Source organism: Rhizobium aouanii (assembly GCF_037002925.1).
Lineage (GTDB): Bacteria > Pseudomonadota > Alphaproteobacteria > Rhizobiales > Rhizobiaceae > Rhizobium > Rhizobium aouanii.
Genome location: NZ_JBAMYD010000030.1, coordinates 21,165 through 35,604 on the forward strand (window position 1 = coordinate 21,165; position 14,440 = coordinate 35,604).

Here is a 14,440-nt window from a genome sequence, read left to right on the forward strand (position 1 = left end):
GATGGCACGTTTCTTTATCGATCGCCCGATCCTAGCCTGGGTCTTTGCGATCTTCATCTCCCTCGCCGGTCTGATCGCGCTGCCGTTCCTGCCGGTCGCGCAATATCCGAAGGTCGCGCCGCCACAGCTCAGCATCACCACCAGCTATCCCGGCGCTTCGCCGCAGGATATCTATCAGGGCGTCACCCGCCAGATCGAAGAAGAGCTGAACGGGGTCGAGCACCTTTCCTATTTCGAGTCGACGTCGGATACATCGGGTGCGATGACGATCACCGCGACCTTTGCGGCCGGAACCGATATCGACCAGGCCTCGGTCGACGTTCAGAACGCCATCCGCCGCGTCGAACCGCGGCTGCCGCAATCCGTCAAGGATCAGGGTATTACGGTCGAGGAGGCGTCGTCGGGCTTCCTGATGTTCATCTCGCTGACGTCGACGGACGGGAAGACCGACGAGGTGGCGCTCGGCGACTATCTCAACCGAAACGTCATCGGCGAGCTGCGCCGTCTCGAGGGCGTCGGCCGCGCCCAGCTATTTGCCTCGCAGCGGGCGATGCGCATCTGGATCGATCCCGACAAGATGGTCGGCCTGAATCTCACCGCGTCCGACATCAGCGCGGCGATCTCGGCGCAGAACGCCCAGGTGGCGGCAGGCCAGATCGGTGCAGCACCCAATCCGATCTCGCAGGACCTGACGGCGACGGTGCTGGTGAAGGGGCAGCTGACCGACATCAAGGAGTTCGGAGACATCGTGCTGCGCGCCAATGCCGACGGATCGAACGTCAGGCTGCGCGACGTCGCGCGCATCGAAGAGGGCAGCGAGAGCTACAGCTTCTCCACCCGCTTGAACGGGCAGCCGAGTGCCGCCATCGCCATCCAGCTGTCGTCGACGGGCAATGCCGTCAATACGTCCAACCTGGTCAAGGCGAAGATGGAGGAGCTCTCGCGTTTCTTCCCTGATGGCGTCGAATATTCCGTTCCCTATGATACCAGCCCGTTCGTCTCGGCATCGATCGAGAAGGTGGCGCATACGCTCGCAGAAGCCGTCGCGCTTGTCTTCGTCGTCATGCTCATCTTCCTGCAGAGCTTCCGCTACACGATCATTCCAACGCTCGTCGTGCCCGTCGCACTGCTCGGGACGCTTGCTGTCATGTTTGCCGCCGGCTTCTCGATCAACGTGCTGACGATGTTCGCGATGGTGCTTGCCATCGGCATTCTCGTCGACGACGCCATCGTGGTGGTGGAAAACGTCGAGCGGCTGATGGCGGTGGAAGGGCTGTCACCGAAAGAAGCGACAAAGAAGGCGATGCGGCAAATCACCGGCGCGATCCTCGGGATTACGCTGGTCCTCTCCTGCGTCTTTGTGCCAATGGCGTTTTTCCCGGGCTCCACAGGCATCATCTACCGCCAGTTCAGCCTGACGATGGTCGTATCCATCCTGTTTTCGGCCTTCCTGGCGCTGTCGCTAACCCCGGCGCTTTGCGCCACCTTCCTGAAGCCGATCAAGGGTCATCACGAGAAGAAAGGCATCGCCGGCTGGTTCAACCGCAACTTCGACCGGCTGACCGGGCGTTATGCCCGCACGGTCGGCGGACTGGCCAAGCGTTCCTGGCGGGTCATGACCGTTTATGTTGCGCTGCTCATCGGCCTTGGCTATCTTTTCGTCAACCTGCCGAGCAGCTTCGTGCCGGATGAGGATCAGGGCTTCCTGATCGTCGACGTGCAGGGACCGCCGGAGGCGAGCCGCAACCGCACGGTGGCCTCGCTTGAAAGCATCGAAGCGATCTTCAAGAAGGAACCGGCCGTTGCCAACGTCGTTGCGATCCAGGGCTTCAGCTTCTCCGGGCAAGGACCGAACGCCGCCCTGGTGTTCGTCACGCTCAAGAACTGGGCCGAACGCGGCGCCGGCAATTCGGTGCAGGACATCTCCAACCGCGCCAACATGCAGCTGTTTGGGCTGAAGGACGCCACATCCTTCGCGCTGTCACCGCCGCCGATCGAAGGTTTCGGCACGACCAACGGCTTCACCTTCCGCCTTCAGGATCGCGGGGGGAAAGGCCAGGCGGCACTGACCGAGGCGGCGGGAATGCTGATCGGCAAGGCATCGCAGAACCCCATCATATCGGGCATCCGACCGGAAGGCATGCCTGACTCCGCCCAGCTCGCGCTCGTCATCGATCGTGAAAAGGCAAATACCTTCGGCGTCGCCTTCGCCGACATCAACAGCACGATCACCGCCAATCTCGGCTCGAGCTATGTCAACGACTTCCCGAATTCGGGCCGCATGCAGCGCGTCATCGTGCAGGCGCAGGACAAGAGCAGGCTTCAGGCGGAAGACCTGATGAAGCTCAATGTCCGCAATGCGAGCGGCGGCATGGTGCCGCTATCATCCTTCGCCGTTGCCGAATGGCAGAAGGGACCGGCGCAGATCGTCGGCTATAACGGCTACCCTTCCGTGCGTATCTCTGGCGCTCCTGCGCCGGGATATTCATCGGGGGCGGCGATTACCGAAATGGAGCGGCTGGCCGCCGAACTTCCCGACGGCTTCGGCTTCGAATGGACCGGCCAGTCGCTGGAGGAGCTCAGATCGGGATCGCAGGCGCCGTTCCTCTTCGGCCTCAGCATCCTTTTCGTCTTCCTGCTGCTGTCGGGGCTTTACGAGAGCTGGTCCATCCCGTTGTCGGTGATGCTGGTCGTGCCACTTGGCGTCATCGGCTGCGTGCTCGCGGTGATGAGCCGCGACATGTCCAACGACATCTACTTCAAGGTCGGCCTGATCGCGATAATCGGACTGTCGGCGAAGAACGCCATCCTGATCGTCGAATTCGCCAAGGACGGCTTTGCCGAAGGGAAATCGCTGATGGATGCCGCGATCGAAGGCGCCCGTTTGCGCTTCCGGCCGATCATCATGACCTCGCTCGCCTTCACTTTGGGCGTGGTGCCGCTGGCAATCGCCACCGGCCCAAGTGCGGCGAGCCAGAATGCCATCGGCACGGGCGTACTCGGCGGCATGATCTCGGCGACGGTGCTGGCGATCTTCTTCGTTCCCGTCTTCTTCGTCTTCGTGCTGCGTCTCTTGAGGACGAAGCGGCCGGAGACTGTAAACGAGGAGGCGCCGGCCGGGCAGGAGCCGGCAACCGTCACGTCGCCGACCTGAGGTGAAGAGTTGGCGGGTTGCCTTGCGCAACCCGCCGCACCGTTGCGCCGGTCCGATTTCAGGAGTTATACAGTCGGCTTCGGCGTGATCGTCACGTCGGCGCCATAGGCTTCGCGCAGTTCGCCTTCCTGTCCCGGCTGCCGGTCGGCGGCCTGATGCAGCAGGATTGACTCGTATCCTTGCGAGCGCGTCCCCTCGATCAAGGTGATATCGGCGTTTCCGGGATTGTCGGAGCGCTCGAACCACTCGACAGGGCGGTGCAGGAAATTCATTTCGACTGCCCGGTTGGTGACGCCATGACCGACGATCACGACGTTGCGGTCGCTATTTTCGGCGTCGTACATGACCGTCTGCAGGAACAGGCGCACCCGCTGGGCCACATCCGCCCGGCTTTCGCCATCCGGCGGCCGTGCGTAGAACTTGCCGCTGTTGCTGCGCAGCCTTGCCCATTTTTCGAACTCGTCGGGAAACTTCTGCTTTTGTTCGGCGTGGTCGTAGATTTCGGTGAAGAGACCGAAATCCTGCTCACGCAGCAGATAATCCTCCCTGATCGCCGACGAAGCTTTCCGGCAGGGCTTCGAGCAGCGCATCCTTGCTCTGCCGGGTCCTGAGAAAGGGCGAATACCAGATATGCAGCTTGCCGAAACCCGCGCTCGGCAATGCCTTGAGATAGGACGCGATCACGCCGCCTGCCTCGAGAGCCTGCCGATGGCCCCATCGCGTCAGCGGCACGTTGTGATCGCCGAATTGGCGATAGGCCTGTTCGTTGATGTTGCCGAGGGATTCGCCGTGGCGAACGAGAAAGAGACGCATCAGCCATCCCGCATTGTCGAATATGAATCGCCGCCATCATGAACGCCCTGAATGCGCACAGCAACATTGTCGCCTGGCCGTGCGGCGACGGCCATGCGGCCGCGCGGCGACAGGCATTCTGCCAGCGCGGGATGAACAGGTTTGCAGGGCTTTTCCCCAGCTTGTCATCTTCCTGAAACACGAGTCTGATTTTGGAAGGTTAGATGAAAGATGGGACATGAGCGGCAGCTCGTGAAAGACATGATGGAACCCAGACATTTCCGCACGCTCTTCATTTCCGATGTCCATCTCGGCTCGAAGGCCGCGAAGGCCGACTTCCTGCTGGATTTCCTGCGTCACCACGAGGCCGATACGATCGTGCTCGTCGGCGACATCGTCGACGGCTGGCGCCTGAAGCGCAGCTGGTATTGGCCGCAGGTCTGCAACGACGTCGTCCAGAAGCTGCTGCGCAAGGCGCGCAAGGGCACGCGCGTCGTCTATATTCCCGGCAATCACGATGAATTCCTGCGAGCCTTCCCGGGCATGCATTTCGGCGGCATCGAGGTCGTCGAGCGCATGATGCATGACGGCGCCGACGGCAAGAAATACCTGATCCTGCACGGTGACGAATTCGATGTCGTCGTCCGCAATGCGCGACTGCTCGCCTATCTCGGCGACTGGGCCTATGACACGGCGATCCGCATCAACATCATCCTGGCGGCAGTGCGCCGCCGGCTCGGCATGCCCTACTGGTCGTTCTCGGCCTGGGCGAAGCTCCAAGTCAAGCATGCCGTCAACTTCATCGGCGAATTCGAGCGCGTCGTGGCCGAGGAAGCCCGCAAAAACGGCGCCGACGGCGTCATCTGCGGACATATCCATCATGCCATCATCCAGGATATGGACGGCATCCGCTACATCAACACCGGCGATTGGGTTGAAAGCTGCACGGCGGTCGCCGAGCACGAGGACGGTACCTTCGAACTGATCACCTGGCGGTCGCTTGCCAGCAGCGTGCCGGCGCTTGCCGCCATCGAAATGCATGACGAGGGTGAGCTGGCCCCGCAGGCCGCCTGATTTTGGCGCCGGCGCATCCGCGCCTGCGCTCCATCGAATTTAGCCGTTACCGTTAGGCGACAGGCCCTATTTTATTTTCTAAAACGTTTCAGAACGGCTATTTCTCGCAATAGTCGCTTCCAGGGTGGTGTGTTAGGACAACGACCAGTTTCCTTCAGGTCCACCCATGATTCCCGCTCAAAATTCCCCGACGGGTGAGGGAGCGCCGCCGCGCTTCCGGCTGCTCAGTGCGCTTTCCTATTGCGCGCCGCTGCTCGTCAACGGCGTCGTCCTGCCGTTCTTCCCCGTCTGGCTTGCGGGCCACAGCTTCAGCGACCATGAAATCGGTGTCATCCTGGCCGTTCCTATGGTGGTGCGCGTGCTGGTGGCGCCTGTTGTCGCCATGATCGCCGACCGCATGAAGGAGCGCGCCGACGTGCTGCTCTGGTCAGGCGGCCTGTCGCTGCTGACGGCGGTAGCACTTTACTGGACGACGACTTTCTGGCCTGTCTTCATCGTCTTTACGCTACAGGGCGCCACCTTCGCGCCCTATGTGCCGGTCGTCGAATCGATCGTCATATCGGGCGTGCGCCGCTGGGGGCTCGATTACGGATCGATGCGGGTCTGGGGCTCGATTGCTTTCATCGTTTCGACGCTGGTTGGCGGCGAACTCATCAACCAGTGGGGCGGGGGGATGGTACTGCCGATCATGGTGTTCGGCTTTATCATGACCGTGGTCATGGCAGCCTTCTGCCCGCGCATCGGGCCGACGCGGCGGCGGGGCCAGCCGATCGATCTTCCGGCCGCCACCGGCAGCGGCCTGCGCGAGCCGCACCTGCTGCTGCTCTTGATCGGCGTTGCCATCCAGCAATCGAGCCATGCGGTGCTCAACGCCTTCTCCTCTATCTATTGGCACCACCTCGGCTTTTCCGGCACCGAGGTCGGCCTGCTCTGGAGCGCTGGCGTCGCTTCGGAAGTGACGGTGTTCTTCCTGTCGAAGCGCCTCAGCCGGCGCTTCGACGCCTGGACGCTGATCCGCTTCGGCTGCGCCATCAGCGTCTGCCGCTGGATCCTGTTTCCGATGAATACGGGATTTGCTGGTTTTTTTCTGCTGCAATGTTTCCACGGCTTCACCTACGCCTTCGTGCATACCGGCGTTCAGCGGCGGATCGTGGCGACGGTGCAGGAGACGCAGGAATCGTCGGCCCAGGGCGCCTATTTCTTCTATGTCGGCATGGCAATGGCGCTGATGACCCTGGCGTCGGGTTATCTCTATGCCTGGCTCGGCGTCGTCAGCTATTACGTTATGGCCGTGGTGGCGTTCGTCGGCCTCGGCCTCGTCATCTCAGCCTATTACCTTCAGCCCCAGAGGGTGCTTTCGGGCGGAAAGACCAGGGAAGCAGCGTAGCGCAGGCCGGGTTCGCGGTCGCGGGCAAGCAGCAGCGGACCGTCGAGATCGACGAAATCGGCGTTCTGGGCGAGCAGAACGGCGGGCGCCATGGCAAGCGATGTGCCGACCATGCAGCCGATCATGATGCTGAATCCAAGCCGCTCGGCTTCGGCCTTCATCGCCAGCGCCTCCGTCAGGCCGCCCGTCTTGTCGAGCTTGATGTTGATCGCGTCGTAGCGGTCGGCAAGGCTTGCGAGATCGCCGGTGTGGTGGACGCTCTCGTCGGCGCAGACGAGGAGCGGGCGGTGGATTTCGGCGAGCAGCCCATCGCGTCCGGCCGGCAGCGGCTGCTCGACGAGGGCGATGCCTGCTTCCGCGGCGATATGGAGATGACGCTCCAACACCGCTTCCGGCCAGCCCTCATTGGCGTCGAGGATGATTGCGGCATCGGGCGCGGCGGCGCGGACGGCGCGGATGCGGCTTTCATCGTCGCCGGTGCCGACCTTGACCTTGAGCAGGGCACGGCCGGCATGTTCGCCCGCCTGGGCGGCCATCACCTCCGGCGCACCGAGCGAGATGGTGTAGGCGGTGGTCAGCGGCTTCAGATCGGCAAGGCCGAGACGGGCGGCGACGCTGTCTCCCGTCCGTTTCGCCTCAAGGTCCCATAGGGCGCAGTCGACGGCGTTGCGGGCCGCACCCGGCGGCATCGCCGCCAGCAGGTCGTGGCGCGAGATGCCGGCCTCGATCAGCGGCCGCGCCGCCTCGATCTGGGCGAAAACGCTCTCCATGGTCTCGCCGTAGCGGCGGTAAGGCACGCATTCGCCGAGCCCCCGCGCACCCTCTTCGACAAGCGTGCAGGTGATGACCTCGGCTTCGGTCTTTGCCCCGCGCGAGATGGTGAAGGTCCCGGCAATCGGAAAGGAATTCATCTGGATATCGAGGGTGCGCGGCATTATTGCTCTCCTGCGAGCATGGAAATTGCACGGTGCTTCTGTATATTGACGCGCCGGGCGACGAACGATCTGCTTCGCGATTCGGCAATGTCGCTGTAAGCCTTGAAAGACACAAGTATCTTGAACGCCGAGAATCGCAACGCCGCCTCACTTGATGTGAACGACCAGGCTGATGGCTCGGGACAGCGTGTGCGTCTTCAGGGAAATTGGCGCAGCGCCTACATCCATCTGGTGCTACGCGATTTCGAAAAGCTCCTGCAGAAGAAGACCGGCGACCTGACGGTAGACCTCTCGGAGATTTCGGACATCGACACAGCCGGAATCTGGCTGCTGTGCCGGCTGAAGAAACAAGAAGAGGCCGGCGGGAGGGCGGTTCGCTTCGAAGGCACCAACTCGCATATCGACGAAATGCTCGAGATGTTTTCCGAGGAGCCGGCCAAGCCCGAGCCGGAGCAGACGGAGAAAGTCTCGCTTGCCGCGCGCATCCTCGCGCCGATCGGCAAAATGACCTATGAGGTCTGGGACAATTTCGCCGCCGCCATGTATATCCTTGGCTCGGCGGTGCGCGGCGCGCAGATGAAGTTCGGCCGCGGCAGCGGCGTTTCGCCGGCCTCCATCGTCAACCAGATCGACCATATGGGCGTTCGCGCCGTTCCGATCATTCTGTTGATGTCGTTTCTGATCGGGGCGATCATCGCCCAGCAGGGCGCTTTCCAGCTGCGCTATTTCGGCGCGGAGGTTTTCGTCGTCGATCTCGTCGGCATCCTGCAATTGCGCGAAATCGGCGTGCTTCTGACCTCGATCATGATCGCCGGCCGTTCGGGCAGCGCCATCACCGCCGAAATCGGTTCGATGAAGATGCGCGAGGAGATCGATGCGCTGAAGGTGATGGGCCTGAACCCGATCGGCGTACTGATCTTCCCGCGGCTGGTGGCACTGACCATTGCGCTGCCGCTTTTGACGGTGCTCGCGAATTTCGCGTCGCTGGGCGGGGCTGCCGCTGTCGCCTGGGGCTATTCCGGCATCACCTTCGCCAACTTCCTGTCGCGCCTGCACGAGGCGGTGACACTGTCGACGGTGCTCTCAGGCATGATCAAGGCGCCCTTCATGGCGCTGGTTATCGGCATCGTCGCCGCCGTCGAGGGGCTGAAGGTCGGCGGCAGCGCGGAATCGCTCGGCCAGCATGTGACGGCCGCGGTGGTGAAGGCGATTTTCGTTGTCATCTTAATGGACGGGCTTTTCGCGATGTTCTATGCAGCGATCGATTTCTAGCATGGCGGACCGCGTGGACGAGCAACCGATCGAAAGCGAAGAACAGGGCAGGGATATCGTGCTGTCGGCGCGCGACGTCACCGTCGGCTTCGGCTCTAAAGTCGTGCTCGACAATCTCAACCTGAATATCTATCGCGGCGAGATCCTGGGCTTCGTCGGTGCGTCGGGCACCGGTAAATCGGTGCTGATGCGCACCGTGCTTCGGCTTCTGCCGCGTCGCTCCGGCACGATCAAGATCCTCGGCCAGGATTTCGACGAGCTCGACGAACCGCAGCGCAACGCGCTCGACATGCGGCTCGGCGTGCTGTTCCAGCAGGGGGCACTGTTCTCGTCGCTGACGGTCAAGGAAAATATCCAGGTGCCGATGCGCGAATATCTCGACCTGCCGCGCTCGCTGATGGATGAACTGGCGCATCTGAAAATCCGCATGGTGGGGCTCGCGGCCGACGCTGCCGACAAATATCCGTCCGAACTGTCAGGCGGCATGATCAAGCGCGCCGCCCTTGCCCGCGCGCTGGCGCTGGATCCGGAACTCGTCTTCCTGGACGAGCCGACCTCGGGTCTCGATCCGATCGGCGCGGCCGAATTCGACGAACTGATCGCCAACCTGCGCGATAGTCTGGGACTGACCGTGTATATGGTGACGCATGACCTCGACAGCCTGTTTTCGGTCTGCGACCGTATTGCCGTGCTCGGAAAGAAACGGGTAATGGTGGAAGGCACGATCGACGATATGCTGGCCTATGACGATCCGTGGGTGCAGGCCTATTTCAAGGGTAAGCGGGCGCGGTCGATCGTGCCGCAGGACGATGGCGCGCGGCACGGCAGCAGCGGGAAGTGACCGGATAAGATGGAAACCAAAGCCAATTACACGATTGTCGGTTTTTTCACGGTGCTTGTGATCGCGGCGGCCTTCGGCTTCGTCTATTGGATGGCCGAATATGGCCGCGGCGGCCCGATGACGGAGCTGATCGTGCGTATTCCGGGCTCAGCCAACGGCCTCAGCGTCGGCTCGCCGGTGCGCTTCAACGGCATCCAGATCGGCTCGGTGCAGACGCTGTCGATCGATGCCGACGATCCGCAATATTCGCTGGCCTTCACCCAGGTGCGCACCGATGCGCCGATCTACCCCTCGACCAAGGCCGCCCTTGAAATCCAGGGCTTGACCGGCGCTGCCTATATCGAACTGTCGGGCGGCCGCAAGGGCGAGGAAAGCATCCTCCAGCATGCGATCGACAATAACAAACGCGCCGTCATCGTCGCCGACCAGTCGAGCGTCACCAATCTTCTGGCGACGGCCGACAAGATCCTCGATCGGGCCAACGACGCGGTCGGCGAACTTCAGGGTTTTATCGAAGATTCGCGCGGGCCGCTGACCGCGACTTTCAAGAATGCCGAGACCTTCTCGGATGCGCTTGCCAAGAATTCCGGCAATATCGACGCCTTCCTGCAGAGTGTGGGTGAGCTCTCCAATACGGTGAAGGCCGTGTCCGGCCGTGTCGATTCGACGCTTCAGGCCGTCGAATCGCTGGTCAAGGCGGTCGACGCGCAGAAGATCGACAACATCGTCTCCAATGCCGAGAAGATCACCGCCAATGTCGCCGATGCCTCAGGCGACCTCAAAGGGGCGATCCAGAAGTTCGACCAGACGGCCACCACCTTCAACGATTTCGGCAAGCAGGCGCAGGCGACGCTCGATCGCGTCGATACGCTCGTTGCCCAGATCGATCCGGCGAAGGTGAAGGGCTCTGTCGACGACATCGCGCAGGCAACCAAGGATGCGCGTACCGCCGTCGCCTCGATCCGTGATGTCGCCAACACCGTTTCGCTGCGCCAGAAGGACATCGACCAGACGATCCAGGATGTCTCTCAGCTTGCCAACAAGCTGAATTCAGCGTCGACCCGCATCGACGGCATTCTCATCAAGGTCGATGCGCTGCTCGGAACCGACAATACACAATCGCTGTTTGCCGAGGCGCGCAATACGCTGGAATCCTTCAAGAAGGTGGCCGACAACCTGAATTCGCGGATCGGGCCGATCGCCGACAATCTGCAGAAATTCTCGAGCGGTGGCTTGCGCGACGTGCAGACTCTCATCAATGACATGCGCGGAACCGTGAGCAATCTGAACGATACGATCAGCAACTTCGACCGCAATCCGCAACGCCTGATCTTCGGCGGGGACACGGTCAAGCAATATGACGGCCGGACGCGGCGTTAAACTTGGGAAGTCAGGGGTAGCCTAATATGGTCGCATCGCATCTGTTGTCGCGCCGTTCTTGGATCAGGGGAACGGTGATCGCGCTGCCGCTGACGGCGCTGATCCTTTCCGGGTGCGGCACCGCGGCCAAGAACGATACTTATGATCTTTCCGCCGCCGTCGACGGCAGCGGACCCGCGGCCAAATCCCGCCAGATCCTGATCGCCAGCCCGACGGCGCTAAGGTCGCTCGACAGCGAGCAGATCGTCATCCGTGTTTCGCCGTCGGAAATCCAGTATCTCTCAAAGGCGCAGTGGGGCGACAAGCTGCCGCGCATAGTGCAGTCGAAGCTGGTGGAAGCCTTTGAGAACTCCGGCAAGCTCGGCGGCGTCGGCATGCCGGGGCAGGGGCTGGCGATCGACTATCAGGTCGTCACCGATATCCGCTCCTTCGAAATCGATGCTTCGAACGGCAATCAGGCGGTGGTCGAAATTTCCGCCAAGATCCTCAACGACCGCAACGGCTCGGTGCGCGCCCAGAAGGTGTTCCGCGCCATGGCGCCGGCCGGCGGTGACAATGAAGGCTTCGTCAAGGGCCTCGACCGCGCCTTCTCCACGGTTGCCTCCGAGATCGTCTCGTGGACGCTACCCTTGATCTGACCGGCGTTTGCACGACGGCGCCTCGATCCGCGCCTTGCTTTGACGATCGACTGCACCGTCAAAGCCATCGGCTCGGAGAGCGCCGGCATTTCAGTCTCGAATACATCAGGCATTCCTTCGGAATTCATTCTGCCTATCAGAGGCGAAGGATTCGAAACGAATTGCAGGGTGATCGCGCAAGACCGGCAGCATCTGGAAGTGGCTTTCAGGTAACCTGTCGGCAGGTCTCCGCTCATCGATCTACTTCGTCGGTTGCGAATCCGTCATCGTCGCTCCCGGCTGATTACCCGGTATGGTGGAAGCTGTGGCGTTTGATGACGGCGACAGGGTGCTGTCCAGCAGGCTTGCCATCTTATCGTCGCGTATGCTCGCGGTCTTTTCGCCCATGACGACGCCGACCACGCGGCGGCCATCCTTCAGGGCCGAGGTCACGACGTTGTAGCCCGATGCATCGGTGTAGCCTGTCTTGATGCCGTCGACGCCATCATAGCGATACATGAGGTTGTTGTGGCCGCGCAGCTTCATGCCGCGGAACTGGAAGCCGCGCATGGAGAAGAGCTTGAACTCCTCAGGGAAGTCCCGCATCAGCGAAACGCCGAGCGTCGCCATGTCCCGCGCCGTGGTGACCTGCTCCGGATCGGGAAGGCCCGACGGGTTCTTGAAGACCGTATCCTTCATACCGAGCTGGCGCGCCTTGTCGGTCATCGTCTTGGCGAAGGCCTGTTCGGTGCCACCGAGCTGTTCGGCAATCGCCACAGCCGCATCATTGGCGGAGAGCACGACGATTCCTTCGACCGCTTCGCGCAGCGTCACCTTGCGGCCGGCGCCGACAGCGAGCTTGAAAGGCTCCTTGCTCTCGGCATTTTCCGACATGGTGAGCTTCTGGTCCCAGTTGAGGCGTCCGTCATGGAGGGCCTCGAAGGCGAGGTAGAGCGTCATCATCTTGGTCAGCGACGCCGGATAGTTCAGATCGTCCTGATTGGAACCTTCGAGGACCTGGCCGGACTGGGCATCCACGACGAAGCTTGCCTGGCCTGCCTGAACCTGAGTGAAAGCGCCCATCAGGAAAAAGGAAGAGAGCGCGGTAGCGAGGAGCCGGGATGTCGTCTTGGTCATCAATGTTGCTGTCTCTGTCGTTTGGATGGCGGAGTGAGCCGTTCTGTTTGAATATGAGCGGATCAGAAAAGTTTGTGACGGAATGAAGGACAGCGGGCAATAAAAAAGGATCTTCCACAGCTCATTCCTTTTGTCTCACCCTCTTCGGTTTTGACAATGATGCGTACGGCACGTAGAAAATGCACCATGAGCATGAAGCGCGTGACCTTCTCCCGTCATATCAGCACCTGCCCGCAGGTCGCGATTGTGCGCGCTCTTGGCGGACGAGGTCTTCGCGTCCTGCTGTGACGTCAGGGCGCTAGGCGCCCGGCGCGCTGCTGGACGTAAAGCCCCTCACCACGTCAATCAAGGTTGCCAGGGAGACAGGCACCGTGCTCAATATTTATCATGTCAATTCGCTCGTCCATTGGGAGGAGCGCGAGATCCATTTGCGCGATCATATGATCGGCTTCTTCTCGCAAGAGGTCCGCAGCTTCCTCAGATCCGTCAATCCGGCCTGGGATGTCAGGAGGGTCGAGGCGCCGGCGCTGATGCCGCGGTCGCTGGTTTCAAGTGCCTATTCGAACGCCGATATCTGGATCCAGGAACAGCTCTCCACCAGCGATATCGCGCTGGTGCTGAGACCGGAGACCACGCCGTCGACCTACGTCTACATGCAGCATATTCTCGGCAATCACTCGAAGACACGGCTGCCGCTCTGCGTCTGGCAGGCCGGCAGATCCTATCGCCGCGAGCAGGAACAGCCGAGCAAACACATGCGGCTGAAGGAATTCTGGCAGCTCGAATTTCAATGCGCCTACACGGCCGACAGCGGCAACGACTATCACGCCGCCTGCCTTGAGCCGGTCCGCCGGATGATCGCATCGCTGATCCATCTGCCGACGCGGATCGTACCCTCCGACCGGCTTCCGGCCTATTCCGAGGTGACTGTCGATATCGAGGTCGACAATGCCGACAAGTGGATGGAGGTCTGCTCGATCTCCCGACGCACGGACTTTCCGCAGCGCTACCAGTCGCAGCCCAAAAAGGGAGCGGCGGTCGACCATGACGTGCTGGTGCTTGAGATCGCCATCGGTCTCGATCGGTGCCTCTACAACTGGAACATAGCGGCCGATCGATGAGATATCGGAAGCCGGGGCTGCCAAGCAGTCCCGGTTCTCCTGCAGCCCGAAAATTTATGAAAAGGCTATCTCGGCGGCGGGACGGATTTCTACCGTCGCCTTGCCCGCATCGAAACCATCGAGTGTTTCGTTGTGATGGGCAATGATCTCGGAAAAGGTCAAGGTCGCCGTGTCACCGGTCGTGTGACCATCGGCAATCAACGTCACGTCATATCCCAGCGACACGGCACGCCTGACTGTCGTGTCGACGCAAAATTGCGACATGCATCCACCGATGACGAGGTGGGTGACCGATCGTTCGTCCAGGCGTTCGGCAAGGTCGGTCTCGAAGAAGGAGTCGGCGCTTTTCTTGCGCACAACGACCTCGGCCTGCCTCGGCGCGACCTCGTCGCGCAGCGCCCAACCTGGCGTGCCGACAGCCAATCGATGGCCGCTATCGCCGTCATGCTGAACGAGTATGATCGGCGCGCCCGCCTGCCGAGCTTTTTCCTGTAGTGCTGCCAGCCGCGCGATGGTCTCATCAAGTGCGGCATCAATATGAGGTTGTCGCTCCGGCGAGGCTTTGTCGCTAAGGATCGCATTCTGCACGTCGATGATCAGAAGGGCCTTGGTCATTTCTGGGAGGTTTCCGTAGCTGGACGGCGGATGGTTTCGTTTGGGAATACCTGTTTCGTTTCTCCGCAGAGAGGCCTAATCACACCCGCATTATAGAACGAAAGCCGCCTGACAC

The 14,440-nt window shown here is 61.4% G+C and carries 11 protein-coding genes and 2 pseudogenes; 9 read left to right on the forward strand and 4 right to left on the reverse strand.

Annotation, left to right across the window (positions count from 1 at the left end; all coding sequences use genetic code 11):
* The first annotated feature begins 1 nt into the window (after position 1).
* On the forward strand, positions 2 to 3,154 hold the full coding sequence (locus V8P77_RS33090) for a multidrug efflux RND transporter permease subunit (protein WP_335916545.1): 3,153 nt from the start codon (positions 2 to 4) through the stop codon (positions 3,152 to 3,154).
* Positions 3,155 to 3,219: 65 nt separating this feature from the next.
* On the opposite strand, the pseudogene V8P77_RS33095 reads toward V8P77_RS33090, so the two are convergent.
* Positions 3,220 to 3,967, reverse strand: a pseudogene (locus tag V8P77_RS33095) (histidine phosphatase family protein).
* 210 nt (positions 3,968 to 4,177) lie between these two features.
* On the opposite strand from V8P77_RS33095, the gene V8P77_RS33100 reads away from it, so the two are divergent.
* Complete coding sequence (locus tag V8P77_RS33100; RefSeq protein WP_003540170.1) at positions 4,178 to 5,020, forward strand: UDP-2,3-diacylglucosamine diphosphatase; 843 nt, start codon at positions 4,178 to 4,180, stop codon at positions 5,018 to 5,020.
* A gap of 166 nt (positions 5,021 to 5,186) precedes the next feature.
* Positions 5,187 to 6,407 carry an MFS transporter gene (locus V8P77_RS33105; RefSeq protein ID WP_335916546.1) on the forward strand — a complete coding sequence of 407 codons (1,221 nt, stop codon included), beginning with the start codon at positions 5,187 to 5,189 and terminating at the stop codon, positions 6,405 to 6,407.
* Here V8P77_RS33105 and dgcA read toward each other — a convergent pair.
* Entirely contained in the window at positions 6,359 to 7,342 is a 984-nt protein-coding gene (gene dgcA / locus V8P77_RS33110) for an N-acetyl-D-Glu racemase DgcA (protein ID WP_335916548.1), read from the reverse strand. The two genes, V8P77_RS33105 and dgcA, sit on opposite strands and share 49 nt — an antisense overlap.
* Positions 7,343 to 7,444: 102 nt before the next feature.
* On the opposite strand from dgcA, the gene V8P77_RS33115 reads away from it, so the two are divergent.
* The 5 genes and pseudogenes from V8P77_RS33115 to V8P77_RS33135 all read left to right on the forward strand — a co-directional run.
* Positions 7,445 to 8,614, forward strand: coding sequence for an ABC transporter permease (locus V8P77_RS33115; RefSeq protein WP_335916550.1), 1,170 nt, complete (start codon positions 7,445 to 7,447; stop codon positions 8,612 to 8,614).
* Between the two features lies 1 nt (position 8,615).
* On the forward strand, positions 8,616 to 9,455 hold the full coding sequence (locus V8P77_RS33120; protein ID WP_335916551.1) for an ABC transporter ATP-binding protein: 840 nt from the start codon (positions 8,616 to 8,618) through the stop codon (positions 9,453 to 9,455).
* 9 nt (positions 9,456 to 9,464) lie between these two features.
* Positions 9,465 to 10,835, forward strand: a complete 1,371-nt coding sequence (locus tag V8P77_RS33125; RefSeq protein WP_335916552.1) for an MlaD family protein — start codon at positions 9,465 to 9,467, stop codon at positions 10,833 to 10,835.
* Between the two features lie 26 nt (positions 10,836 to 10,861).
* Positions 10,862 to 11,473 (forward strand): ABC-type transport auxiliary lipoprotein family protein, encoded by a 612-nt coding sequence (locus tag V8P77_RS33130; RefSeq protein ID WP_027667687.1) that lies wholly within the window; start codon positions 10,862 to 10,864, stop codon positions 11,471 to 11,473.
* Between the two features lie 42 nt (positions 11,474 to 11,515).
* Positions 11,516 to 11,686 (forward strand): annotated as a pseudogene (locus tag V8P77_RS33135) (sensor domain-containing diguanylate cyclase); the annotation flags it as partial.
* 27 nt (positions 11,687 to 11,713) lie between these two features.
* On the opposite strand, the gene V8P77_RS33140 reads toward V8P77_RS33135, so the two are convergent.
* On the reverse strand, positions 11,714 to 12,589 hold the full coding sequence (locus V8P77_RS33140; protein WP_077978304.1) for a D-alanyl-D-alanine carboxypeptidase family protein: 876 nt from the start codon (positions 12,587 to 12,589) through the stop codon (positions 11,714 to 11,716).
* A 371-nt stretch (positions 12,590 to 12,960) separates the two neighbouring features.
* On the opposite strand from V8P77_RS33140, the gene V8P77_RS33145 reads away from it, so the two are divergent.
* Entirely contained in the window at positions 12,961 to 13,710 is a 750-nt protein-coding gene (locus tag V8P77_RS33145; protein WP_131642158.1) for an aminoacyl--tRNA ligase-related protein, read from the forward strand.
* A 54-nt stretch (positions 13,711 to 13,764) separates the two neighbouring features.
* Here V8P77_RS33145 and V8P77_RS33150 read toward each other — a convergent pair whose 3' ends face one another.
* Positions 13,765 to 14,325, reverse strand: coding sequence for a cysteine hydrolase family protein (locus tag V8P77_RS33150; protein ID WP_335916554.1), 561 nt, complete (start codon positions 14,323 to 14,325; stop codon positions 13,765 to 13,767).
* Between the last annotated feature and the right edge of the window lie 115 nt (positions 14,326 to 14,440).

Excerpts from the sequence above, each read along its gene's own strand:
- V8P77_RS33090 (WP_335916545.1), top strand. The coding sequence starts at position 2 with ATGGCACGTTTCTTTATCGATCGCCCGATCCTAGCCTGGGTCTTTGCG.
- V8P77_RS33100 (WP_003540170.1), top strand. The coding sequence starts at position 4,178 with ATGGGACATGAGCGGCAGCTCGTGAAAGACATGATGGAACCCAGACAT.
- V8P77_RS33105 (WP_335916546.1), top strand. The coding sequence starts at position 5,187 with ATGATTCCCGCTCAAAATTCCCCGACGGGTGAGGGAGCGCCGCCGCGC.
- dgcA (WP_335916548.1), bottom strand. The coding sequence starts at position 7,342 with ATGCCGCGCACCCTCGATATCCAGATGAATTCCTTTCCGATTGCCGGG.
- V8P77_RS33120 (WP_335916551.1), top strand. The coding sequence starts at position 8,616 with ATGGCGGACCGCGTGGACGAGCAACCGATCGAAAGCGAAGAACAGGGC.
- V8P77_RS33125 (WP_335916552.1), top strand. The coding sequence starts at position 9,465 with ATGGAAACCAAAGCCAATTACACGATTGTCGGTTTTTTCACGGTGCTT.
- V8P77_RS33130 (WP_027667687.1), top strand. The coding sequence starts at position 10,862 with ATGGTCGCATCGCATCTGTTGTCGCGCCGTTCTTGGATCAGGGGAACG.
- V8P77_RS33140 (WP_077978304.1), bottom strand. The coding sequence starts at position 12,589 with ATGACCAAGACGACATCCCGGCTCCTCGCTACCGCGCTCTCTTCCTTT.
- V8P77_RS33150 (WP_335916554.1), bottom strand. The coding sequence starts at position 14,325 with ATGACCAAGGCCCTTCTGATCATCGACGTGCAGAATGCGATCCTTAGC.